Below are 21,503 nucleotides of genomic sequence, written 5' to 3'. Positions count from 1 at the left end.
GTCGCATATAGAAGTTTATTAGAGGTAGAGCTACTGATTGGGCTAGGGGCTTCACCGCCTACCAAACCCTGACAAACTCCGAATGCTAATAAATATCTGCGGCAGTGAGGCTGTGGGTGCTAAGATCCATGGCCGAGAGGGAAATAACCCAGATTAGCAACTAAGGTCCCTAATACGTAGTTAAGTTGAACAAACGAAGTTTGAACCCTATAACAGCCGTGATGTTGGCTTGGAAGCAGCCATTCATTTAAAGAGTGCGTAACAGCTCACTGGTCGAGGGTTCAGGCACGGAAAATAATCAGGCATCAAACTACGAACCGAAGTTCTAAGATTGCCATTTGATGGTATATCGGTAGGGGAGCATTCTGATCCGCTGCGAAGGTGTACGGCGACGTATGCTGGAGCGTTCAGAAAAGAAAATGTAGGTATAAGTAACGATAAATAAAGTGAAAAACTTTATCGCCGTAAGTCTCAAGGGTTCCTGATCAACGTTAATCGGATCAGGGTTAGTCGGGTCCTTAGGAAAACCCGAAAGGGGCATCTGATGGAAAACTGGTTAATATTCCAGTACCCGCTTTAGTTTCGATGGGGCGACGCAGAAGTGAAACTCACACGAGGGATACGGAATTCCCCGTTTAAGTACGTAGTTATAGGGCTGCCAGTGCAAATCCGGTGGTCTTGACGAAATACGAAAGTATATGAGAGCTTCGGCTCGATTGAGTGAGGTAATAGCTGCCGAGAAAAACCTCTAAGGTTAGGCTAAAGCGGCCCGTACCGCAAACCGACACAGGTAGACGAGAAGAATATTCTAAGGCGCTCGGGTGAGCCGTGGAGAAGGAACTAGGCAAATTGTGGCTGTAACTTCGGGATAAAGCCAGCCTACTTCGGTAGGCCTCAGTAAAATGGTTCAACCAACTGTTTAACAAAAACACAGGGCCCTGCAAAATCGTAAGATGACGTATAGAGCCTGATACCTGCCCGGTGCTGGAAGGTTAAGGAAGGGTGTTCGGCGCAAGCCAAAGCTCCTGACTGAAGCCCCAGTAAACGGCGGCCGTAACTATAACGGTCCTAAGGTAGCGAAATTCCTTGTCGGGTAAGTTCCGACCTGCACGAATGGTCTAATGAGTTGAACACTGTCTCCTCCACGAGCCCGGTGAAATTGTAGTATCGGTGAAGATGCCGGTTACCCGTCACGGGACGGAAAGACCCCGTGAACCTTCACTACAACTTTGCATTGATTTTGAATTACGGATGTGTAGAATAGTTGGGACTCTTTGAAGCAGGGGCGCCAGCCTTTGTGGAGAGGTCGTTGAAATACCAACCTTCTTTGATTTAGAGTCTAACCCCTTGCGGGGAACAGTGCATGGTGGGTAGTTTGACTGGGGTGGTCGCCTCCTAAAGTGTAACGGAGGCTTGCAAAGGTACCCTCAGTACGGTTGGTAATCGTACGCAGAGCGCATTAGTAGAAGGGTGCTTGACTGTGAGGCATACATGCCGAGCAGGAGCGAAAGCTGGCTAAAGTGATCCGGCGGTTCTGTATGGAAGGGCCGTCGCTCAAAGGATAAAAGGTACTCCGGGGATAACAGGCTGATCTCCCCCAAGAGCTCATATCGACGGGGAGGTTTGGCACCTCGATGTCGGTTCGTCACATCCTGGGGCTGGAGAAGGTCCCAAGGGTTCGGCTGTTCGCCGATTAAAGCTGGCACGTGAACTGGGTTCAGAACGTCGCAAGACAGTTCGGTCCCTATCTGTGATGGGCGTTAGAAAATTGAGTGGACATGACCTTAGTACGAGAGGACCGGGTCGTACGTACCGCTGGTGTATCAGTTGTGCCGCCAGGTGCAGTGCTGAGTAGCTATGTACGGACAGGATAAACGCTGAAAGCATCTAAGCGTGAAACCTTCCACAAGATGAGTTTTCTTTTAAGGGTCGTCAGAGACTATGACGTTGATAGGCTACAGGTCTAAAACTGGTAACAGTAAAGCCGAGTAGTACTAATTGCCCGTAAGCTTTAATTTTTTTAAAAGTTATAAGAGTATTACGACTTCCCAATATGTACATTATTGCGGCCGGCGAGTGAAAGCGAACCGGTTGTTGAATGACTTATGGTGGTTTTGCCGAGGGTGTTCACCTCTTCCCATACCGAACAGAGAAGTTAAGCCCCTCATGGCCGATGGTACTGCACCACAATGCGGGAGAGTAGGTAGCTGCCATATTCTTTGAGCCCTGTCGAAAGACAGGGCTTTTTTATTTTATCTACCCACACCACCTCACTGAATCCCCTCTCTTATTTATTAGCGGATTCCCTTCCCAACCATTCCTTCTCCTCCCTTATCTTTATTCCCACTAACACCCCCCTCACATGAAACAACTTTCCCTGACGATTACAGGCCTTGCACTCGCAACATCATTATTGGCCCAGACAGCCAGCTGGAACTCCCTATTCGACGGCAAAACACTCAACGGCTGGAAAAGACTCGCCGGCACTGCCGAATACAAAGTAGAAGACGGCGCCATCGTCGGCACCACCGTCGCCGGCTCCGGCAATACCTTCCTCGTAACCGAAAAGGAATACGACAACTTTATCCTCGAAATGGATATCCGTGCAGATGATACCAGCAGCAATTCCGGTGTACAGACAAGAAGCCACTACAACCCCGCCGGACACGAAGGAAAAGGCTTGGTATACGGCCGCCAGTTCGAGATCGACCCCTCCTCCAGACGCTGGTCCGGAGGCATCTACGACGAAGGCAGACGCGACTGGCTGTATCCCGCATCCCTCAACCCCTCCGCACAAAACGCATTTAAACGCGGCCAATACAACCATATCCGCATCGAATGCATCGGCAACAGCATGAAGACCTGGCTCAACGGCACAGCCGTCGCCAGCCTCATTGATACCATCGACACAAAAGGCTTTATCGGACTCCAGGTGCACGCCATCCACAAGGACGGACAGGCAGGCGCAAGGGTTTTTTTAAGAATATCCGCATCCGGACCACAGGACTCCGGTCCACCCCCTTTCCCAAGGGGACGTACGTCGTCAATAACGTTCCTAATACCCTGACTCAGGAAGAGAGGAACAGCGGCTGGCGACTTCTCTTCGATGGAAGAACTTCACAGGGATGGGTAGGCGCTTATGAAAAATCCTTTCCGGAAAAAGGATGGGAAGTAAAGGACGGCATGATCTCCGTACTCGCCGCCCAGGGAAGAGAAGCGACCAACGGTGGAGATATCGTAACGACGAAAGAATACAAGGCATTTGATCTCTCCTTCGAATTCTTCCTCACACCCGGCGCAAACAGCGGCGTAAAATATTTTGTCACCCTGTCAGAAAACAACAAGGGATCCGCGATCGGTCTGGAATATCAGGTGCTCGACGATACCCTCCACCCCGATGCCAAACTAGGTCGCAACGGCGACAGGACCATGTCGTCACTATACGACCTCATTCGCGCCAACAAACAAAAACGCTTCATTCACCCAATGGGCCAGTGGAATACAGGCCGTATCGTAGTCTACCCAAACAATCACGTCGAACACTACCTGAACGGAGTAAAAGTCCTGGAATATGACCGGGGTTCACAGGCATTCAAAGACCTCGTAGCTATAAGCAAATACAAGGTCTGGAAGGATTTTGGAGAAGCTCCGCAGGGACATATCCTGCTGCAGGACCACGGGAACCTCGTCCACTTTCGCAGTATCAAGATCCGGGAACTGCATTAGGCCGACGCCGGCGTCAACTGACATTAACGAAAACAAAAAATCCTTTCCGATTGCCGGAAAGGATTTTACTAAACAAAGATGTATCGATTGATTAGAATTAATAATCCCTGTTGTAGCCACCACCGCCGCCGCGGTCATAACCACCTTTCTTGTAACCTCCTCCGCCGCCACCGCCGCCGAAGGACCTCTTTTGTAACCACCGCCACCGCCGCCGCTGCTTTGCTGCTTCGGCTGTGATTCGTTGACGATGATCTTACGGCCCATTACCTCGCTGTCATACAGATTGGTGATGGCTTGCTGAGCCTCTGCATCGTCCTCCATCTCGACAAAGCCAAAGCCCTTGGAGCGGCCAGACACTTTGTCTTTTACGATCTTGGCGGAAGAGACACTGCCGTGTTGTTCAAAAAGATTCCTGAGATCCTCATCGGTCATCTGCCAGGAAAGGTTGCCTACATAAATGTTCATTGTACAAAAAATTAAAAAATGAAAAAAACCACTCTACCTACTGTTAGACATAGTGACTGAGGAATCTGACTGGAAAGAAAGTTACGACAGCCTAGGATATTACTAAAAATAATAGAGCTATTGTAAAGATAGCAATTTTTATTACTTGGTAAAATTTTGTCCGGAAACTATGGGAATTAGAATTGGTCAGGCTTTTAGCGCATTTGGGAAGCGTGAAAAAACGATTTTGTACCTAATAGATTTGATTTTATTTAAGGAAAATAGCAGAAAAATAGATATAACAATAAAAAAGCCCATGATTTATTCATGGGCTTTTAAACAATTAGCCGTTTTATTAGCAAATTACAGTGATCTTATTCAGCGCCGACTTCGAATTCGACCTCAGCCTCGTTGCTGTTGCCAAAATCGACCTTAGCCTTATATGTACCCAACTCCTTGACTTCGTCGAGAATATGAATCCTGCGGCGATCGATCTCGTATCCTTTCTGGTCGCGGATGGCGCGGGCCAGCTGCACGGAGGTAACGCTACCGAAAATCTTACCGCTGGTGCCTGTCTTTGCGCCGACCTTGAGGGGAGACGCCTTGAGGACCTCGATCACTTTGTTAACCTCGGCCATCATCTTGGCTTCTTTCTTCTGCTGCTGCTTGATCCTCTCTTCCAGCTGTTTCAGGTTGGAAGGGTTGGCTTCAACAGCCAATTTCCGGGGAATCAGGTAGTTACGGGCATAACCGTTCTTTACGCTCACTTTTTCGTGTGCGGAACCCAGGTTGTCCACGTCTTGAATTAAAATGACTTCCATTTTGTTTTGTTTGTTCACCGTTGTCCCAATCCGTTGCGGTCTAACCGTAGGGCGCCAGCGCCGGACTGTCCCCCCTTCCGTTGGAAAGGGGTTAGGGTGAGGTTACTTTAAAAGGTCTGTTACGTACGGCAGTAGTGCCATCTGACGGGCTTTCTTCACCGCATCGGATACTTTCCGCTGATATTTCAGGGAGTTACCGGTGATACGGCGGGGCAGCAGTTTGCCTTGCTCGTTCAGGAATTTCTTGAGAAACTCGGCATCCTTGTAGTCGATGTACTTGATACCGTATTTCTTGAAACGACAGAATTTCTTTGCGCGTTTCTCCGGCTTAATGGCCGTCAGATACTTGATCTCGTTTGCTTTTGCCATGATTAAGCCCCAACTTTTTCGGTTCCTGTAGGTACGCCGCTTCTCTTTTTGGCATTGTACTCGACGGCGTATTTATCGAGTTTTGTGTGCATGAAACGTAACACGGTTTCGTCGCGGAGAATCTGGATCTTCAGCTTCTCATTGAAGTCGGATGGCGCACTGTACTCCAGAACCCAGTATAAACCGGTAGTTTTTTTCTGGATGGGATACGCCAGTGATTTCAGACCCAGGGATTTTCGTGCAACACTTCTCCGCCATTATCCTTGACGAAAGAAGCGTATTTTTTCTGAGCGGCTTTGTAGTCCTCCTCAGAAAGCACAGGGGTAAAAATCACCATCAATTCATAATTGTTCATGATCCCTGTTTTTGTTTAAAAATTAGAAAAAATACAAATGGGTTGCAAAGGTAGGGTATTTTAAGGAAAAAGCAATGATTTTTGAGGGGTGGAATCGTCGGGATCCTGTGCGGGGCCGGGAATCGGGCGCCAGGAAGAAACGGGTTGGCCGTTCACGGGGCAGGGGATGATTGACAGTGTGTCAGACATGGGTAAATGGCATTTTGTTTGATCCGAGCCATAAAAAATTGTATCTAATGCAAAAAGGGAGTATTCGCGTCCAGACGGAAAACATCTTTCCTATCATAAAGAAGTTCCTGTACAGTGAACACGATATTTTTATCAGAGAATTGGTTAGCAACGCAGTAGACGCAACCCAAAAGCTCAGGACCCTATCCTCCATCGGCGAGGCCAAAGGAGAGCTGGGTGATTTAACTATTGATATTCAATTAGATAAGGAAAATAAAACGATCACTATCTCCGACAAAGGGGTTGGGATGACGGCAGAAGAGGTAGATAAATACCTCAATCAGGTCGCTTTTAGCGGCGCGGAAGAGTTCCTTAAAAAATACAAGGGGCAGAATGAGGCCAATATTATCGGCCATTTTGGGCTTGGGTTCTATTCTTCCTTCATGGTGAGCGAACGGGTAGACGTCATCACCAAAAGCTACCGGGAAGGTGCGCAGGCGGTGAAATGGGAATGCGACGGAAGTCCTGAATATTCCCTCGAGGACGCTGATAAGGGCGGGAGAGGGACCGACATTGTTCTCCATATCAACGAAGAGAGCCTTGAGTTCCTGGAGGTTGAGCGTATTCGGGCGACGCTCCGGAAATTCTGTCGTTTTCTTCCGGTACCCATCAGGTTTGAGGGAGAGCAGATCAACAATCCGCAGCCGGCCTGGACCAGAAAGCCAAGCGAGCTCACGGCACAGGACTATCAGGATTTTTATAAAGAGTTGAATCCATACAGCGAAGCGCCTCTTTTCTGGATTCACCTCAATGTCGACTATCCTTTCAATCTGACCGGGATCTTATATTTCCCGAAGATCAAACAGAGCTATGAGATACAGAAAGACAAGATCCAGCTGTATAGCAACCGGGTCTTTGTTACGGACGAGGTAAAGGATATAGTTCCCGAATTCCTGATGCTGCTGCACGGCGTGATCGACAGCCCCGATATTCCTCTCAACGTCAGTCGCAGTTATCTGCAGGGAGACCCCAATGTTAAAAAGATCAACAATCACATTACGAAAAAAGTAGCAGACAAGCTGGAAGATATTTTCAACAAGGAGAGAAAGGAATTCGAAGAGAAGTGGGAAAGTCTCGGGTTATTTGTTAAATACGGAATGATGACCGATGACAAGTTCCTTGAAAAGGCGGTGAAATTCCATGTCATGGAAGACGTAAGGGGTGGCAAGTTCTATACGCTCGAGGAATACAGGTCACAGGCAGAAGCTCTTCAAAAGAACAAGGAGGGCAAAGCTGGTGATCCTGTATACCAGCAACCCTGTCCAGCAGGACAGCTATATCCAGCAGGCGCAGGCGAAGGGATTTGTCGTGGTGAAGCTGGAGACGATAGTCGACGCTGCCTTTATCAATCAGATGGAATCCAAGTGGCCGGACGTGCATTTTACCCGTGTAGACGCAGATATTGCCGACAATCTGATCGACAAGGCAGAAACTTCGGGTACTGTGCTCAATGAACAGGAAGAGGGCACGCTGAAACAATTGTTTGACCGGCAGGTGCCTGAACTGCATATGACTGTGGAAGTTAAGGGGCTGAGTCCCGAAGCACCTCCGGTGATCGCAACCCGTCCTGAATTCATGAGGCGTATGAAGGATATGGCTGCCGTCAGCGGGTCGATGGGAGGTTTCTACGCCAATATGCCTGACGAGGTTACGCTGACGGTCAACGGCAATCACGCCATTTTCCAGACCATCCTCAAGGAGGAAGACAAGGTCAGACAGGAGAAGCTGGTTCATAATCTTTCCGATCTGGCGCTCTTGTCGCAGGGGTTGCTGAAGGGCAACAATCTGACGCATTTCATACAGCGAAGTGTCGACCTGATGGGGGGCGAGGCGAAAGGAAAAATAATTCTGGAAGCGTAGTATCAGCTATGATAAATAATGCAGGGAAGGAAGCCGGGTGGCTTCCTTCCCTGTTTATGAGCTAAGGGCAAAATCGATGACTTTCAGTTGCAGGTTCTTCTGGTTGTTCCATTCGTTCTCTTCCACCGTAAAGACCGGTCGATGGGTGCACCCGTCTGCAGTAGCGGAAATTTCCCGGCCAGCCCAAAGCCGATGCCGTCCATCAGCAGGCCGTTCTGTTGCAGGCAAAATCGGACGTGGAGTTCTTTTACTATTCTCGATCCTTTATCGGTCAGGCCGCGGGCGACGAATACCGGCTGGGCATTGCCCGGGCCGAAGGGCTGCATTTGTTCGAGTATATTATAGAACGAGGGGCGGATCGCTTCAAAGGGCAGTTCGGCGTCGATCTGCAGCTCGGGTACCATGGATCCCGGTTGTATGGTAGCGGCTACTGTCTCTTCGAATTTGATCCTGAAGGCTTCCACCTGGTCGGGCAGCAGCGTAATACCAGCCGCGGCAAAATGTCCGCCATATCCGATGAGGTGATCGCGGCAGGCGTGAATGGCCTCGTATACATTAAATCCGTTGACACTTCTGGCGCTACCGGCGACCAGCTTCTCCGCTGCGTGTAAGGACCACCGTGGGGCGGTAATAGCGTTCGATCAGGCGGGAGGCAACTATACCCACTACGCCCTTGTGCCAGTGTGGCTGGTATATCACCGTCGAGCGCCTGGCGGAGTGGGACGCGTCCTTTTCCAGCAGCGCGAGCGCTTCTTCTGTCATGTTGTAGTCAGCTTCCTTCCGGTCGGAGTTGTCTGCGTGCAGTTGTGTTGCATAGGCCATGGCCTCGGAGAGGTCGGGTGCTGTAAAGAGGTGGACGACTTTTCTTGCGTCGTCCATGCGTCCGGCTGCGTTGACCCTTGGGGCGATCATAAAGACGAGGTTGGTCATTTTCAGCTGTTTTTGCAGACCGCTGAGCTGGGTGAGCGCCCTGATCCCGTTGTTGGGCGTCTCGTTGGCCTTCTTCAGGCCGTAGTAGGCCAGCACTCTGTTCTCTCCGTCTATGGAAACGATGTCCGCGGCGATGGCGGTGGCTACCAGGTCCAGGTAGGACAGGGGTTCCTCCTCCGGGAAGCCCAGCTGTTGCGCGAGGGCTGTTATCAGCTTGAACCCGACCCCGCATCCGCATAGCTCCTTGTAGGGGTAGGGGCAGTCTTTTTGTTTGGGGTTGAGGATGGCGACGGCCGGCGGCAGCACGAGGTCCGGCAGGTGGTGGTCGCAGACGATGAAGTCGATGCCCATCGTATCGGCGTACTGGATAAGGTCGGCCGACTTGATGCCACAGTCCAGAGATACGACCAGCGTAAAACCGTTGTCACGGGCGAAGTCGATGCCCTGCCGGGAGATGCCATACCCTTCGCGGTAGCGGTGGGGGATATAAAAATCTACCTTTTCCGGCGGGTGGCATTTCCTGAGAAACTGAAAAAGGCAGGCTACGGCGGTAGTGCCGTCCACGTCGTAGTCGCCATAGACCAGGATCTTTTCGCCGGCACCGAAGGCCTGGCGGATGCGGGCTACGGCTTTTTCCATATCCTTCATCAGCCAGGGACTGTGAAGGTCGTTTATGGTGGGCCGGAAAAAGGACCTCGCCTCGTCGAAGGTTCTGATACCGCGCTGTATAAGCAGGCGGCAGAGGACCTCGTTGATGCCCAGTGAAGCCTGCAAATCGCCGACCCTGGCAGGATCCGCCTGCAATATATTCCAGCGTTTTTCCATGTAAGAATTGTAAATGTACCTTGCCGGACTGCGTCCGGGCCGTGATTCAATCAGTATTTTCGATCTGTGGTATAGCGAACGAGCTCTTCCAGTCCCTTACGGACATCGTTATCCTCAAATTCGTGCAGGATGGCGAGCGCTTCGTCGCGGTAAGTGTTCATTCTTTGGATGGCGTAGTCGATGCCTCCGGCCTCGACCACTTTCCGGATGACATATTGTACTTTTTCCGGATCCTTATTGCGGTTTTTAATAATGAAGATCATCTCCCTGCGGGTGGCCCTGTCGATATTGTTCAGGGTGTAGATCAGGGGGAGTGTCAGTTTTTTCCTTTATGTCATTGCCAGTAGGTTTGCCGATGGATTCGGAGCCATAGTCGAACAGGTCGTCTTTGATCTGGAAGGCGATGCCGACCTTCTCTCCGAAGCGGCGCAGCTTGTCGGTAAGCACCTCGTCATGGGATGTGGCAAAGGCTCCGGCGGCGCAGGAGGCGGCCAGGAGGGATGCGGTCTTGCTCCGGATGATATCGAAGTAGACGTCTTCCCGCAAATTGAGGGACCGGGATTTTTCCAGCTGCAGGAGTTCGCCCTCGCTGATCTCGCGAACTGCGTCTGACAGAAGCTGTAAGACCCGGAAGTCGCTGTGCTCGAGGGAGAGGAACAGTCCTTTTGACAGCAGGTAGTCGCCCACCAACACAGATATTTTTGTTTTCCATAATGCATAGGTCGAGAAGAATCCCTTCTTTCCGGGGACTCGTCGACGACGTCGTCATGCACGAGGGTTGCGGTGTGCAGCAGTTCGACGAGGGAAGCCGCCCGGTAGGCCGCATCGTTGACCGGGCCGCAGAGTTTGGCGGATAGCAGAACGAACATAGGGCGCATCTGCTTGCCCTTCCTGTTCACGATGAATTGCATAATCCTGTCCAGCAAAGGAACCTGGCTTTTCACCGCCTCTTTGAACGTTTTGTCAAAAACGACCAGCTCTTCCCGTAATATGGCTTGTGCTGTCTTCATTTATAGATGATGGTAATGAAAATGTTGTACACAGGGTCCCGTGAAAAATTGAACGACAATATTACATCTTTAAAATATTTTCCGGGCAGTGCATCTTATTTTAAATTTCAGCTGTCTGGAAGCTGGATTAATACAACTTTTATTTTATATGTATTGTTAAAAAAATTTGGTTATTGCGCTCCAATATTTATTTTTGCAACATATTCTTCTCAGGTTTAATTCATTCATTCACATAAACTTCAGTTATGGCAAGTAAAAAATTGACTCTTTTATTTGGGTTACTCTGCCTGCTTATGTCATACTCGTATGCCCAAGTAGGCCAGAGCTATGATGTGCGGGACTCCTCTCTTATTCCTACAAGACGGCTCGCGCAGCACAACGAATTCCTGAATAATGCGTATCCTTTTCCTGCCAAGCCGAGGAATGAATGGGAGATAGGAGTCAAGGGTGGATATACCTATGGTTTTACTGATATCAATAACTGGGGTCCTACGGGTGGTTTTGGAGTTCATGTTAGAAAGGCGCTTGGCTATGTGTTCTCGCTGAGGGCTGAATATGACTGGATCCGTCTGAGAGGTCTAAACTATCAGGCGACACAGGCTTATGGTAGAAACGGAGTGCTCGCTTCCTACTATGGCACAGCCAATACGGGTAATGTCGGCCAGATCTTCTATAACTATCGCAGCACGGTTCACGAGCTTTCGCTACAGGGCGTTTTTACTATCAACAACATCAATTTCCACAAGGCAAAGGTGGGCTGGAATATGTATCTCTTTGGCGGCCCCGGCCTTGCCACCTACAGCACGTTCTACAAGACGGTGGATGGCAGCGGAAAGCCTTATGACTATACCTCGGTAATATCGCAGTTCCCCACACAGGACTACAAGCATCGCAAAGACATCCGGAAGGCGCTAAAGAATATGCTGAGCGGCGACTGGAGCACGATGGCTGAGAGAGGATCCACCAATGGCACACTGGGTGGCGCTCCGCTGATGGTTGTGGGTGTTGTGGGTATCGGTATGCAGTTCAAGCTGAGCAACAGGCTGAATATCGCTGTTGAGGACAAGTACACTTTTACGTCTTCGGACCTCGTAGACGGTCAGCAGTGGCAGAATAATTATACTGCCGGAGCTTGGCAGTCGGTTGCCCAGACTCGGTCTGCAGACTCCTACAATTTCCTTTCGGTAGGCCTCAACTACAATATTTTCGCCAAGCATGCGGTTGAGCCCCTCTGGTGGCTGAATCCTCTCGATTACGCTTACAACGAGATCAATGCCCCACGTCATATGAAGCTGCCGAAGCCGGTGCTGGATGACGCTGACGGCGACGGTGTTACCGATCAGTTCGACCTCGAACCCAACACGCCGAAGGGTGCTCCGGTCGATTCTCATGGTGTAAGCCGCGATACGGATGGTGACGGTGTACCCGACTTCAAGGATAAGGAACTGATCACGCCGACGCAGTGTCAGCCTGTAGATGCCGATGGTGTTGGCAAGTGCCCGGATCCCCAGTGCTGCAAGGACCTGAAAGCATATATCGACTCCAACGGCGGTGGCCTGGGCCACAAGTGTAATATCGGTGATCTGCCGAGCATTACGTTCAAGGGTCGTTCTGTGACGCTGAGCAAGGATTCCAAGGCGCTGCTCGCCAGTACGGCCGAGAAGCTGCGCAACAGTCCCAACTGCCGGATCGCCGTTATCGGCTATGGCGAGTCCAGCAAGGCGGCACAACAGCTGAGCTGGGATCGGGTGAACGCAGTCATCAACTACCTGGTTGAGAAGGAAGGTATTAGCTCTGATCGCTTCATCTTCCGCTACGGACAGAGCGGTGGCGAAGAAAATACCATCGACCTCAAGGACGCTACGGGTGAAGAAGGACCGAATACGGTGCCCGCTCCGCACCCCAACCTGAGAAGGAAATAGTTAGTTCAATTTGATTTACAATAGTTAACCGCGGGTTTCGGCCCGCGGTTTTTTTATTTCCCCCGGTACCCTGAGGGGCGTCATCCGCATTTTTTTGGGTTCCTTTAACGAGCTTTATTTGGGTTGACGGTTAAATACCTGCATATTTGCCCAAAAATTGTAACTTTGCAGGCCTTTATGCGTCTATTTACCGTTCTATTTTTCGGAACAGTCTTTTTTTCGTCCTGTTCGCACTTTTCTAAAGTGTTGAAAAGCAATGATTATGACTATAAATTGCGGGTAGCGGACAAGTACTACGCGGATAAGGACTATAACCATGCGCAGCAGCTGTTCGAAGAGCTTTTCCGGGTTTTCAAGGGTAGCGAGCATTTTGAGGATATCTATTACAAGTTTGCTTACTGCGCGTATTACCTGAAGGACTATGCGAATGCCGAGAACCTTTTCAAGGGGTTCGTGGAAGTATTCCCGAACAGCAACAAGGCCGAGGAGATGGATTATATGCGGGCCTATACCTTTTATAAACAGTCGCCGAAGGTAGACCTGGATCAGACCAATACCACCAAGACCATTGGTTTTATGCAGGCCTTTATCAATACGCACCCTGGGGCTGAGAAGACGAAGGAGGCGACCGATATCATCGACAAATGCCGGGCGAAGATGGAGCTGAAGGACTACAGGAGTGCGCAGTTGTACTATGACCTCCAGTACTATCGGGCTGCCGCGGTTGCGCTGAACAGCCTGATGACGAGCTATCCGGATTCGGAGAAAAGCGAAGATTATAAACTATTGATAATCAAATCTGATTATCAGTTCGCGTTACAGAGCGTAGAAGAAAAAAAGAAGAGCGTTTTGGGACGGTCGTTATACAATGCAATGAGTTTTTCGATCGTTTTCCAGAAAGCAAGCTGACAAAAACTGTACAGGAATACCTGAACATATCTCAGAACAATCTTAAAACGTTAAAAAATGAGCAGGTTAAGAAGGCAAGTTAACGCAAACACTACCAATGTAGTGGAGACAAAAAACCTCACCGATATCAAGGCCGGGACCGGCAATCTGTACGAGTCTATTGCCATTATCGCCAAGAGGGCCAATCAGATCAATATCTCCCTGAAGGAAGAGTTGCATAACAAGCTGGAGGAGTTTGCCAGTCATACCGACAGCCTGGAAGAGATCCACGAGAACAAGGAGCAGATCGAAATCTCGAAGGCGTACGAGCGGATGCCCAATCCGGCGTTGCTGGCGACACAGGAATTCATGGACGAGAAGATCTACTATCGTCGCAATGATGATGATCTCTTCAAATAGAAAGGATCCGGAAAATATTGTTACGGCAGGATGTTTGGAGCGTCCTGCCTTCTTTATTTAAAGATAATTTATGCTGCAGGGTAAAAGATCCTATTGGGCGTTACGGGAAGTATCGCTGCGTATAAATCACTCCTGCTGGTCCGGGCGTTGATCAGGGAGGGGGCTGTCGTAAAGGTTATTCAGACCCCGTCCTCGAAAGATTTTGTCACCCCGCTGTCGCTGGCCAACTTTGTCGAAAAATCCTGTCCTTTCCGATCTGTTCGAAGGAGATACCTGGGCCAATCATGTTGGGCTGGGCCGATGGGCGGACGTGATGGTGATTGCTCCACTCAGCTGCAATACGCTGGCGAAGATGGCTCATGGGCTATGCGACAACCTGCTGCTGGCCGCCTATCTGTCGGCTGTCTGCCCCGTCGTCGTGGCGCCGGCCATGGACGAGGATATGTGGCACCATCCTTCCACCCAGGCCAATTTGTCGCGTCTGGCGGCATTCGGCAACCGGATAATTCCGGTGGAGAAGGGAGAACTGGCGAGTGGTTTGTATGGGGATGGCAGAATGGCCGAGCCAGAGACGATACTGGAATTTCTTCGGGACATGCTTCAGAAGCGCGGTGATCTCAAAGGGAAAAAAGCGTTAGTTACTGCTGGCCCGACGCACGAGGCCATCGACCCTGTGCGTTTTATTGGCAATCATTCTTCGGGCAAAATGGGCGTAGCTCTGGCCAGAGAGCTTGTGCAGCGGGGGGCTGAGGTCGATCTGGTATTGGGGCCTTCTTCTTTGACAGTAGACCTGCCCGGGCTTTCGGTTCACCGGGTAACTTCGGCCGAAGAGATGTATGCGGCCTGCCTCGAGAAGTTTCCGGGGGCCGATATAGCCATTTTATCGGCTGCGGTCGCTGACTATACACCTGTAGCCAGGGCAGCGGAGAAGATCAAGAAAACGGACGGCAATCTGGTATTGGAATTGATGAGGACCAAGGATATTCTGAAGACGTTGGGCGGGATAAAGAAGAAGGGGCAGGTCGTGGTTGGTTTTGCCCTGGAGACGACCGGGGAAAGAGAATATGCGCTGGGCAAGCTCCAGGCGAAGAATGCGGACCTGATCGTTCTCAATTCGCTGAATGATGACGGAGCCGGTTTTGGTTTCGATACCAATAAGGTCACCATTTTTGGCCGGGGCGGGAGCGAGCAGGTCTATGGGCGAAAGCCCAAACAGCAGGTAGCGGCTGACATTGTCGATCAAATCGAAAAACTGTTATATGCGTAGACAAAATCTTTTATTGGCGGTCCTTTTGGTAATGATGGGGCCGGGTCTTCGCGCCCAGGAAATACAGGCGAATGTCTCTATTGTCGCCAGCAGACTTCCGTCTACGGTCGATCATAAGATATTTCAGACGATGCAGACGGCGCTGTACAATTTTATCACGGGAAGGAAATGGTCGAACGAATCGTTTCAGACCAACGAGAAGATCGTCTGCAATTTCCTGATCAATATCAGTTCGACGGGGGACAATAATACCTATCACTCGACGCTGACGGTGCAGGCCGGGCGTCCTGTCTACAACTCTTCTTACCAGAGCCCGCTGATCAATTTTCAGGATCCCGACTATACGTTCCGTTATGTGGAATTTCAGCCGATGGATTTCAATGAGAACCGGGTGCAGGGTTCCGAGCCGTATGCGGCTAATCTGACGGCTGAGATCGCTTATTATATCAACGTTATTCTGGGACTCGATTTCGATTCGTTTGGGCTGCGTGGCGGCGACCCTTATTTTCAGAAGGCATTGAACATTGTCAACAATGCGCCCGACAGCAGGGATATCCTTGGATGGAAGGCTTTTGACGGCATACGCAACAGGTACTGGCTGATCGAAAACCTGACCAACAGCAAATATACGCTGGTGCACGACGCCTATTACAGTTACTACCGGAGCGGAATGGATCAACTGTATGACAAGGAGTCGGAAGGAAGGGCGGCTGTCCTGAACGCGCTGAATATGCTGAACACCGTCAATACTGAAAATCCCAACAGTATGATCCTGCAGTTCTTTTTTCAGAGCAGGTCGGGTGAGGTGTCAAAGATCTTTATAAAATCTCCACCCGACGAAAAGGCGAGGGCGCTGGACCTGCTTTACCAAGCTGGATATTTCGAATATCAATAAATACAAACAGGATTTGCAATGACGAGGACAATTGCCGGCTTGTTGCTGGGGTTTCTGTTGATGACAAGCGGCTGTTCGGATAAAGATAGCGTACCGTCGGATGTTCTGCCTCACGATAAGATGGAGGCTGTCATGTGGGATGTCATCCAGTCCAGAACAGTATTCGGCCAATTACCTGATAAAAGATTCAGCACGCCTCGATCTGAAGCTGGAGAACCTTCGGATGTACGACGAGATTTTTCGTCTTCATCAGACGTCCAGAGAGCAGTTTCGGAAAAGTTATCGGTATTATATAGGGCGTGCCGACCTGGCCCAGACACTTTTTGATAGTTTGCTGAACAAGGGCAACAGGCTACGGACAGAAAGCTATAGCCGTCCGTTCCGGCCAGTTGTAACTCCGCCTCCTTCGTCGGTGAAGACTCCTGCAACAGCGCCGGCAAAGACTCCCGCGTCTGCTCCGGCCACGGTTCGCAGCGGCGAATCCCGCGCACATTCCTTCGCTGCGGGATTCATTGCTGAAGAAGCATTCCCCTCTGCTGTCCCCAAAACTGCGGGATTCGTTGATAAAGAGCAGAAAGATTCCTGCTTAGTCGTATTTTAGCTAAATCATAAATTTCTTGCCTGATGAAAAAGTTGTTGCCGGGGCCGGGGAGGCCATCCATGATATCCCGAGCGGCGCCGTCCTAATGCTGGGCGGTTTCGGGCTATGCGGCATCCCTGAGAACTGTATATCCGCACTAAGCCTTAGCGGGGTCAATCAGCTGACCTGTATCTCCAACAATGCCGGGGTCGATGATTTCGGTCTGGGTTTGCTGCTCAAAAGCCATCAGATAAAGAAGATGATCAGCTCGTACGTTGGCGAGAACGAGGAGTTTGAGCGACAGCTGCTTAGCGGTGAGCTGGAAGCTGGACCTCGTACCTCAGGGGACGCTGGCTACCCGGATCCAGATGGCCGCCATGGGGATCCCTGCATTCTTCACACCTGCGGGATATGGCACGGAGGTGGCCGAGGGCAAGGAGATAAGGGTGTTTGACGGTAAGCCCCATCTTATGGAATACGCTCTTCACGCCGATTTTGCGATCGTAAAGGCCTGGAAGGGGGACAAGCTGGGAAATCTGGTGTTCCGGAAAACGACGCGTAATTTTTCCACTTCGATGGCCAAGGCGGGTAGTGTCACAATCGCCGAGGTCGAGCAACTGGTAGAGCCGGGCGAACTCGATCCCGATCATATTCATGTTCCCGGCATATATGTCCATCGGATATTCCAGGGGAGTGGCTACGAACGACGTATTGAACGCAGGACGGTGAGGCTGACGGATTCAAAATAATCGATCAACAAATCAAGGCATATGGCGCTGGATAAATTTGGTATAGCCAAACGCATTGCGCAGGAATTGCGGGACGGCATGTATATCAATTTGGGGATCGGGATTCCGACCCTGGTTGCTAATTATATTCCTGCCGGCATATCGGTTATGCTGCAGTCGGAGAATGGCATGCTGGGTATTGGGCCCTATCCAACAGAGGAGGAGATGGATGCGGACCTCATCAATGCGGGCAAAGAGACCGTGACCATCCTGCCGGGCGGAGCTTTTTTCGACAGTGCGGAAAGTTTCGGGATGATCAGGGCGGGAAAGGTAGACCTGACCGTTCTGGGGGCGATGGAGGTCTCGGACAGCGGGGACATCGCCAGCCGGAAGATCCCCGGCAAGATGGTCAAGGGCATGGGAGGGGCGATGGATCTGGTGGCAAGTGCGCGAAATATCATCGTGGCTATGCAGCATACTAACCCGAGGGGGAGCCTAAATTATTGCCGGCCTGCATCCTTCCGTTGACGGGGGTAAAATGCGTGAAGAAAATAGTGACCGATCTGGCGGTGCTGGACATTACGCCTGAGGGCTTCCTGTTGATGGAGCGTGCGCCCGGCGTCAGTGTGGAGGAGATAAAGGCCCGGACCAGCGGCAGGCTTATTGTGCCGGAGAAGGTTCCGGAGATGGCCGTGTGAGCGCCGCGGCGGCGGCATAGAACAGGTACTTGACTCCTTCGGCCAGCAGGACGAACAGGTGTTTGTCCGGGTCGGGGGCGTTTGAGGCGGGCCGGCAGCAGGACCCGATGACTTCCAGTAATAAATACAGCAGGATATAGAAAAGGGTACCTGCTCCGATATAGAAGCGGGGCGCACTGGAGTACCTGGAGGGCGCCGTTCCGGATGATCAAAGGGAGGCTTGTCAGGATAAGCAGGGCCATATATACGTTCAGGATGGCGTCGATAGCGGGGTTGGGTTTTTCCCAACCCGTAAAGAACAATGCCGTGATGGCAAAGGAAACGAGGGCCGATAGCGACAGGTCGAGCATATAGCGGCTGCGGCCGTTAAAATCGGGCCGGAAGCAGGGGACCAGCAGGAGCAGGAGGGCGAGGGTGAAGAGTTTGCCAATGACGTATTGATTTTCCCTTGTCAGGGGGTATGTCAGCTCGAGTATCCCTTTGAAGAAGCTGAGCAGGCAGATGGTAAGCAGAAAGTTCAGGGGCTCCTGTAAATAGAGCTTTCGCCCGAAGATGAGAAGGGCGGTCATGAGGGGAGGAAATCGATGACTATGGCCAGAAAGTGCATGCGTTGGAAGCTGGGTAATACATAGCAAACAATCGGATAGGTCTAGTCGATCAGGTTATTCTTCACGGCGAAGAATACGAGTCCGGCGGTATTCTTGGCGCCGAAGCGCTCCATCAGCCTGTCTTTGATGGCCTCTACCGTCCGGGGGCTGACGTCAATTTTCTGCGCGATCTCCTGGGCGGTGAATTCCATACAGATGTACCGAACGACCTCTCTTTCCCGGTCGTTGAGGGTAATTTCCGTATTGAGGCTGGGGATCGTCTTTGTGCGCACGTGAGACTTCTTCAGCAGGATGCGATTTACGAAGTTATTCAGATAGTAGCCTTTAGTAGCCACTTCTATGATAGCCCGTTTGATCTCGGAGGGGTCGGCGCTTTTCAGCAGGTAGCCGTTCGCACCGATCTCCATCATGTGGCTGACGAAGCGCTCGTCCTCGTACATGGTCAGCGCGATGATATGTATGGAGGGTATTGTTTGGCGATTATCTTGGTCGTTTCGATACCGTCTTTCTGGGGCATCCGGAGGTCCATTAGAACGACGTCCGGTTCGGAGGCGGCCAGTCCATCCAGCAACTCCTGTCCATTTTCTGCTTCCTGAACAAATTTTATGGCGCTGTAAGGGCGTAGAGACAGAATGACACCCTTTCGGAATATCTTGTGGTCATCGGCTATTGCAACTTTAATCACTCCCATAAGCAATGGTATAATTGGTTGGGCTACATTGGGTTCGATCTGAGGTCCGGACATCTAAAGATACATATAAATTCTATTCCTGTTCCTGTAGCTTATCTTCTTCTTCCTTAACCAGTTCGATGGTTACTTTATAGTAGGTCTGGGACATATCCTTTTCAAAGAAAATCTTGCCATGAAGGACTTTCAGGCGGCTTTGAATATTTTTTAGTCCGAGGCCTACATTGCTTTTATTTAGCTTGTTAAAATCGTTTTGGGTGATGCCCCTGCCGTCATGGTGCAGGCGGATGAAGAACTTATTGCCGCTGGTATTCTGGGTCAGGTGGATGAAGCTGGCGTTGCTGTGTTTGAGGATATTATTGACCAGTTCCTGTATGACCCGGAAGATGATCAGTTCGTTCTCTGCCTGCAGGCGTTCGCGGTAGTCGTGAAAGCGGGAGCTGGCGTTCATGCTGCCCGAGCCGCTGATCTTTTGAAAGAGGTCATTGACGGCGGACTCCAACCCAAAATTTTTGAGGGTTGGGGGCATGAGACTGTGGGAGATGTTGCGGATCAGCTGTATGGTATCGTCGATAATCTGTTTGGCATTGTAAATGCTTTGCAGCTGGGTGGTCTTGTCGAGGTTGACGAGGTTCTCGTTAAGGTACAGACGGGCGGTAGCGAGAAGGGGGCCTGCGTCGTCGTGGAGGTCGGCGGCAATGCGCTGGCGTTCTTCTTCCTGGAGGCGGATGGAAGCGTTGAGCAGCAGTTTTTGCTGGTCCTGTTCCATGCGCTGGAGCCGCAGCTGGTACCGGATGACCTTGCGTTGGTGAAATATGATGAAAACGATAAGCCCAATAGTGAGCGCCAGCATGCCAATAGTGCCAAAAAAGAGCACTAATGATACACTGCTACCAGGACTCGTGACTTCTAGAATTATCATGGATGAGGCGTCCTGCGACGTTGCTTAGGGTTTTTGGTTTTCACAATTTACTGGATATCAGGATAAGCGGTATCCAGCGAATGATGAAGCTTTATTGCTTTTTTCATTATGAACGCGATAGAGAACAGAATATTTTTTAATATATTAAAAATATTGTTAATAGGCCAATAATTATTGTATTCTGCTTTAGTCAGAGTCGCTGCATAAATGAACAAAAATAGGGTGGACGCGAAGTAGAGCAGTATGGCCAGGACGATCCAAAACTTTTTGAGGTAGTAGACATAAATGACTGTTGCATCGGTGAGCTGTTCATAAAGGAAGAAGATGCTGTAGATGATCAGAAGGATCGATTCGGATGAGGCCGACAGAGAATCGAAGAAGCTTCCGTCGCTGCCATGCAGCAGGTTGATGATGGCGATAGGGAAGAAGACGAGGGTGCCGATCAGGGTGAAAAGACGGAACATCCTGGTTTTGAGGGAAAGGTAGATGAACAGGCTAAGCAGGACGAATTCGCAGATCGTAAAACCACTATAGAGGTAGAAGACATTGACCTTGTGTTCGAGATAGTGAAATATATTGTCGGATAGGAAGGAGATAAGGCAATAAAAGAATATTACCCAGAATCCACCTTGTCTGTTCCTTTTAAAAAAACAAACAAAGAAGATCATGGGTAATACACCAGAGAATACACTTAGAAGTGGAAGCAATACCTTTATTTTTATTCAAATATAAAAGGCATTGCAGTATAATCCAAGTAAAACGATTGAATTAGCTGCCGAAGATCAGTTCCCAGATGCTGCTTTCCCATCCGGATCTGTCAGCTGCGATAGCGTTAACGGTAGCGAGCTGGCCGTCTTCCAGAACGACGACTTTCTTGAGGATGTCTTTTCCGTCCGCGTCGATTGCTACGTAAACCAGGGTTTTCTGACCGTTCTCGTTGATGGCGTTGTAGAAACGCATTCCAGCACAACCGGGCTGAGCGAGGATTGCGTCGATGATATTGCGGCCGATCACGAAGGAGGTTACGCCTTCGCCGGTGGATTTTGCGTGGGCATTTACGAAATCCTGGGCCATTTCGTGGCTAATCTCTTCCCCAACCTTGCTGTAATCCTTCTTGATAGTTAACTCCTTCTGCATAAAAGTAAGTTTTTAGAGGTTTGTAAAATGTTAGTTTGTAAGGCTAAATAACCCCTAAAAAAAAATCTGGGCAACGGCCAAAAATGATGGTAAAATGCTTTAAATTGCCTGTAATTCAAGCCTGTACTGCATTGTACGGGTTTTTCCCAGGGGAGTTACGATGGGAAAATAGAGTAGTTTCA

The 21,503-nt window shown here is 50.2% G+C and carries 24 protein-coding genes, 2 rRNA genes and 6 pseudogenes (1 of these 32 cut by a window edge); 16 read left to right on the top strand and 16 right to left on the bottom strand.

The features are described 5' to 3' along the window. The 4 genes and pseudogenes from ACQ86N_RS36960 to ACQ86N_RS36945 all read left to right on the top strand — a co-directional run. Window positions 1–2,018 (top strand): 23S ribosomal RNA (locus tag ACQ86N_RS36960); it begins 857 nt to the left of the window's first position. A gap of 86 nt (window positions 2,019–2,104) precedes the next feature. Continuing rightward, window positions 2,105–2,216 (top strand): 5S ribosomal RNA (gene rrf, locus ACQ86N_RS36955). A gap of 146 nt (window positions 2,217–2,362) precedes the next feature. Continuing rightward, window positions 2,363–3,067, top strand: a complete 705-nt coding sequence (locus ACQ86N_RS36950; RefSeq protein WP_431211407.1) for a 3-keto-disaccharide hydrolase — start codon at window positions 2,363–2,365, stop codon at window positions 3,065–3,067. Further along, a pseudogene (locus ACQ86N_RS36945) lies at window positions 2,986–3,654 on the top strand (3-keto-disaccharide hydrolase); the annotation flags it as partial. The gene ACQ86N_RS36950 and the pseudogene ACQ86N_RS36945, both read left to right, overlap by 82 nt. On the opposite strand, the gene ACQ86N_RS36940 reads toward ACQ86N_RS36945, so the two are convergent. From ACQ86N_RS36940 to rpsF, 4 genes and pseudogenes are all read right to left on the bottom strand, one after another. Next, window positions 3,583–4,158 (bottom strand): RNA recognition motif domain-containing protein, encoded by a 576-nt coding sequence (locus ACQ86N_RS36940; protein ID WP_431217744.1) that lies wholly within the window; start codon window positions 4,156–4,158, stop codon window positions 3,583–3,585. The pseudogene ACQ86N_RS36945 and the gene ACQ86N_RS36940 overlap by 72 nt on opposite strands. Before the next feature lie 386 nt (window positions 4,159–4,544). Then, the gene (gene rplI, locus ACQ86N_RS36935) at window positions 4,545–4,991 is read right to left on the bottom strand and encodes a 50S ribosomal protein L9 (protein ID WP_431211406.1); all 447 of its coding nucleotides are present in this window, start codon (window positions 4,989–4,991) and stop codon (window positions 4,545–4,547) included. Window positions 4,992–5,093: 102 nt separating this feature from the next. Next, complete coding sequence (rpsR, locus tag ACQ86N_RS36930; RefSeq protein ID WP_188937544.1) at window positions 5,094–5,360, bottom strand: 30S ribosomal protein S18; 267 nt, start codon at window positions 5,358–5,360, stop codon at window positions 5,094–5,096. A gap of 2 nt (window positions 5,361–5,362) precedes the next feature. Then, window positions 5,363–5,697 (bottom strand): annotated as a pseudogene (gene rpsF, locus ACQ86N_RS36925) (30S ribosomal protein S6). A 254-nt stretch (window positions 5,698–5,951) separates the two neighbouring features. Here rpsF and htpG point away from each other — a divergent pair. Both htpG and ACQ86N_RS36915 read left to right on the top strand, forming a co-directional pair. Continuing rightward, complete coding sequence (htpG, locus tag ACQ86N_RS36920) at window positions 5,952–7,397, top strand: molecular chaperone HtpG (protein ID WP_431211405.1); 1,446 nt, start codon at window positions 5,952–5,954, stop codon at window positions 7,395–7,397. After that, a complete protein-coding gene (locus ACQ86N_RS36915; RefSeq protein ID WP_431211404.1) occupies window positions 7,387–7,803 on the top strand; it encodes a hypothetical protein in 417 nt (138 codons plus the stop codon). The genes htpG and ACQ86N_RS36915 overlap by 11 nt, the downstream gene beginning before the upstream one ends. An 83-nt stretch (window positions 7,804–7,886) precedes the next feature. Here the strand turns inward: ACQ86N_RS36915 and ACQ86N_RS36910 are convergent, their stop codons facing one another. The 6 genes and pseudogenes from ACQ86N_RS36910 to ACQ86N_RS36885 all read right to left on the bottom strand — a co-directional run. Continuing rightward, the gene (locus ACQ86N_RS36910) at window positions 7,887–8,267 is read right to left on the bottom strand and encodes a hypothetical protein (RefSeq protein WP_431211403.1); all 381 of its coding nucleotides are present in this window, start codon (window positions 8,265–8,267) and stop codon (window positions 7,887–7,889) included. A 27-nt stretch (window positions 8,268–8,294) separates the two neighbouring features. After that, a pseudogene (locus ACQ86N_RS36905) lies at window positions 8,295–8,345 on the bottom strand (hypothetical protein); the annotation flags it as partial. Window positions 8,346–8,382: 37 nt separating this feature from the next. Further along, complete coding sequence (locus ACQ86N_RS36900) at window positions 8,383–9,558, bottom strand: single-stranded-DNA-specific exonuclease RecJ (protein ID WP_431211402.1); 1,176 nt, start codon at window positions 9,556–9,558, stop codon at window positions 8,383–8,385. Between the two features lie 50 nt (window positions 9,559–9,608). Beyond that, window positions 9,609–9,821, bottom strand: a complete 213-nt coding sequence (locus tag ACQ86N_RS36895; RefSeq protein WP_431211401.1) for a hypothetical protein — start codon at window positions 9,819–9,821, stop codon at window positions 9,609–9,611. Next, window positions 9,805–10,245 carry a polyprenyl synthetase family protein gene (locus ACQ86N_RS36890; RefSeq protein WP_431217743.1) on the bottom strand — a complete coding sequence of 147 codons (441 nt, stop codon included), beginning with the start codon at window positions 10,243–10,245 and terminating at the stop codon, window positions 9,805–9,807. Before ACQ86N_RS36890 ends, ACQ86N_RS36895 begins: the two co-directional genes overlap by 17 nt. Window positions 10,246–10,346: 101 nt before the next feature. Continuing rightward, a pseudogene (locus tag ACQ86N_RS36885) lies at window positions 10,347–10,427 on the bottom strand (hypothetical protein); the annotation flags it as partial. Window positions 10,428–10,861: 434 nt separating this feature from the next. Here ACQ86N_RS36885 and ACQ86N_RS36880 point away from each other — a divergent pair. The 10 genes and pseudogenes from ACQ86N_RS36880 (at window position 10,862) to ACQ86N_RS36835 (ending at window position 17,796) form a co-directional block, all read left to right on the top strand. After that, window positions 10,862–12,490 carry an OmpA family protein gene (locus tag ACQ86N_RS36880; RefSeq protein WP_431211400.1) on the top strand — a complete coding sequence of 543 codons (1,629 nt, stop codon included), beginning with the start codon at window positions 10,862–10,864 and terminating at the stop codon, window positions 12,488–12,490. A 177-nt stretch (window positions 12,491–12,667) separates the two neighbouring features. After that, window positions 12,668–13,399, top strand: a complete 732-nt coding sequence (locus ACQ86N_RS36875) for an outer membrane protein assembly factor BamD (RefSeq protein WP_431217742.1) — start codon at window positions 12,668–12,670, stop codon at window positions 13,397–13,399. Between the two features lie 57 nt (window positions 13,400–13,456). After that, entirely contained in the window at window positions 13,457–13,798 is a 342-nt protein-coding gene (locus tag ACQ86N_RS36870; RefSeq protein WP_431211399.1) for a DNA-directed RNA polymerase subunit omega, read from the top strand. 93 nt (window positions 13,799–13,891) lie between these two features. Further along, window positions 13,892–13,966: pseudogene (locus ACQ86N_RS36865) on the top strand (hypothetical protein); the annotation flags it as partial. A gap of 61 nt (window positions 13,967–14,027) precedes the next feature. Next, window positions 14,028–15,065, top strand: coding sequence for a bifunctional phosphopantothenoylcysteine decarboxylase/phosphopantothenate--cysteine ligase CoaBC (gene coaBC / locus ACQ86N_RS36860; RefSeq protein WP_431211398.1), 1,038 nt, complete (start codon window positions 14,028–14,030; stop codon window positions 15,063–15,065). Beyond that, window positions 15,058–15,960, top strand: a complete 903-nt coding sequence (locus ACQ86N_RS36855) for a DUF4835 family protein (protein WP_431211397.1) — start codon at window positions 15,058–15,060, stop codon at window positions 15,958–15,960. The genes coaBC and ACQ86N_RS36855 overlap by 8 nt, the downstream gene beginning before the upstream one ends. A gap of 139 nt (window positions 15,961–16,099) precedes the next feature. Continuing rightward, complete coding sequence (locus ACQ86N_RS36850; protein ID WP_431211396.1) at window positions 16,100–16,561, top strand: hypothetical protein; 462 nt, start codon at window positions 16,100–16,102, stop codon at window positions 16,559–16,561. A gap of 85 nt (window positions 16,562–16,646) precedes the next feature. Beyond that, window positions 16,647–16,808 (top strand): annotated as a pseudogene (locus ACQ86N_RS36845) (CoA-transferase); the annotation flags it as partial. Between the two features lie 46 nt (window positions 16,809–16,854). Then, window positions 16,855–17,289, top strand: a complete 435-nt coding sequence (locus ACQ86N_RS36840) for a CoA transferase subunit A (protein ID WP_431211395.1) — start codon at window positions 16,855–16,857, stop codon at window positions 17,287–17,289. Between the two features lie 21 nt (window positions 17,290–17,310). Next, a complete protein-coding gene (locus ACQ86N_RS36835; protein WP_431211394.1) occupies window positions 17,311–17,796 on the top strand; it encodes a CoA-transferase in 486 nt (161 codons plus the stop codon). On the opposite strand, the gene ACQ86N_RS36830 is transcribed toward ACQ86N_RS36835, so the two are convergent. The 6 genes from ACQ86N_RS36830 to ACQ86N_RS36805 form a co-directional block, all read right to left on the bottom strand. Then, window positions 17,747–18,535, bottom strand: coding sequence for a hypothetical protein (locus tag ACQ86N_RS36830; RefSeq protein ID WP_431211393.1), 789 nt, complete (start codon window positions 18,533–18,535; stop codon window positions 17,747–17,749). The two genes, ACQ86N_RS36835 and ACQ86N_RS36830, sit on opposite strands and share 50 nt — an antisense overlap. Window positions 18,536–18,615: 80 nt before the next feature. Continuing rightward, on the bottom strand, window positions 18,616–19,014 hold the full coding sequence (locus ACQ86N_RS36825) for a response regulator transcription factor (protein ID WP_431211392.1): 399 nt from the start codon (window positions 19,012–19,014) through the stop codon (window positions 18,616–18,618). Window positions 19,015–19,016: 2 nt separating this feature from the next. Then, window positions 19,017–19,265: a response regulator gene (locus tag ACQ86N_RS36820; RefSeq protein WP_431211391.1), complete on the bottom strand. Its 249-nt coding sequence runs from the start codon at window positions 19,263–19,265 to the stop codon at window positions 19,017–19,019. Window positions 19,266–19,338: 73 nt separating this feature from the next. Next, window positions 19,339–20,115 (bottom strand): sensor histidine kinase, encoded by a 777-nt coding sequence (locus tag ACQ86N_RS36815; RefSeq protein WP_431211390.1) that lies wholly within the window; start codon window positions 20,113–20,115, stop codon window positions 19,339–19,341. 116 nt (window positions 20,116–20,231) lie between these two features. Beyond that, window positions 20,232–20,891 (bottom strand): hypothetical protein, encoded by a 660-nt coding sequence (locus tag ACQ86N_RS36810; protein WP_431211389.1) that lies wholly within the window; start codon window positions 20,889–20,891, stop codon window positions 20,232–20,234. 61 nt (window positions 20,892–20,952) lie between these two features. Beyond that, window positions 20,953–21,321, bottom strand: coding sequence for a hypothetical protein (locus ACQ86N_RS36805; RefSeq protein WP_431211388.1), 369 nt, complete (start codon window positions 21,319–21,321; stop codon window positions 20,953–20,955). Window positions 21,322–21,503 lie beyond the last annotated feature (182 nt).

Source organism: Puia sp. P3, assembly GCF_050632245.1.
Taxonomy (GTDB): domain Bacteria; phylum Bacteroidota; class Bacteroidia; order Chitinophagales; family Chitinophagaceae; genus Puia.
Note: the sequence above shows the minus strand (reverse complement) of the source record. Positions and strands in the feature narration are given on the sequence as shown.

Bases quoted from the DNA above. Each gene is read 5' to 3' on its own strand.
- ACQ86N_RS36950 (WP_431211407.1), top strand. From the start codon at position 2,363: ATGAAACAACTTTCCCTGACGATTACAGGCCTTGCACTCGCAACATCA.
- ACQ86N_RS36940 (WP_431217744.1), bottom strand. From the start codon at position 4,158: ATGACCGATGAGGATCTCAGGAATCTTTTTGAACAACACGGCAGTGTC.
- rplI (WP_431211406.1), bottom strand. From the start codon at position 4,991: ATGGAAGTCATTTTAATTCAAGACGTGGACAACCTGGGTTCCGCACAC.
- rpsR (WP_188937544.1), bottom strand. From the start codon at position 5,360: ATGGCAAAAGCAAACGAGATCAAGTATCTGACGGCCATTAAGCCGGAG.
- htpG (WP_431211405.1), top strand. From the start codon at position 5,952: ATGCAAAAAGGGAGTATTCGCGTCCAGACGGAAAACATCTTTCCTATC.
- ACQ86N_RS36900 (WP_431211402.1), bottom strand. From the start codon at position 9,558: ATGGAAAAACGCTGGAATATATTGCAGGCGGATCCTGCCAGGGTCGGC.
- ACQ86N_RS36895 (WP_431211401.1), bottom strand. From the start codon at position 9,821: ATGATCTTCATTATTAAAAACCGCAATAAGGATCCGGAAAAAGTACAA.
- ACQ86N_RS36880 (WP_431211400.1), top strand. From the start codon at position 10,862: ATGTCATACTCGTATGCCCAAGTAGGCCAGAGCTATGATGTGCGGGAC.
- ACQ86N_RS36875 (WP_431217742.1), top strand. From the start codon at position 12,668: ATGCGTCTATTTACCGTTCTATTTTTCGGAACAGTCTTTTTTTCGTCC.
- ACQ86N_RS36870 (WP_431211399.1), top strand. From the start codon at position 13,457: ATGAGCAGGTTAAGAAGGCAAGTTAACGCAAACACTACCAATGTAGTG.
- ACQ86N_RS36855 (WP_431211397.1), top strand. From the start codon at position 15,058: ATGCGTAGACAAAATCTTTTATTGGCGGTCCTTTTGGTAATGATGGGG.
- ACQ86N_RS36850 (WP_431211396.1), top strand. From the start codon at position 16,100: ATGTCATCCAGTCCAGAACAGTATTCGGCCAATTACCTGATAAAAGAT.
- ACQ86N_RS36835 (WP_431211394.1), top strand. From the start codon at position 17,311: ATGGCGCTGGATAAATTTGGTATAGCCAAACGCATTGCGCAGGAATTG.
- ACQ86N_RS36830 (WP_431211393.1), bottom strand. From the start codon at position 18,535: ATGACCGCCCTTCTCATCTTCGGGCGAAAGCTCTATTTACAGGAGCCC.
- ACQ86N_RS36825 (WP_431211392.1), bottom strand. From the start codon at position 19,014: ATGTACGAGGACGAGCGCTTCGTCAGCCACATGATGGAGATCGGTGCG.
- ACQ86N_RS36820 (WP_431211391.1), bottom strand. From the start codon at position 19,265: ATGGGAGTGATTAAAGTTGCAATAGCCGATGACCACAAGATATTCCGA.
- ACQ86N_RS36815 (WP_431211390.1), bottom strand. From the start codon at position 20,115: ATGCTGGCGCTCACTATTGGGCTTATCGTTTTCATCATATTTCACCAA.
- ACQ86N_RS36805 (WP_431211388.1), bottom strand. From the start codon at position 21,321: ATGCAGAAGGAGTTAACTATCAAGAAGGATTACAGCAAGGTTGGGGAA.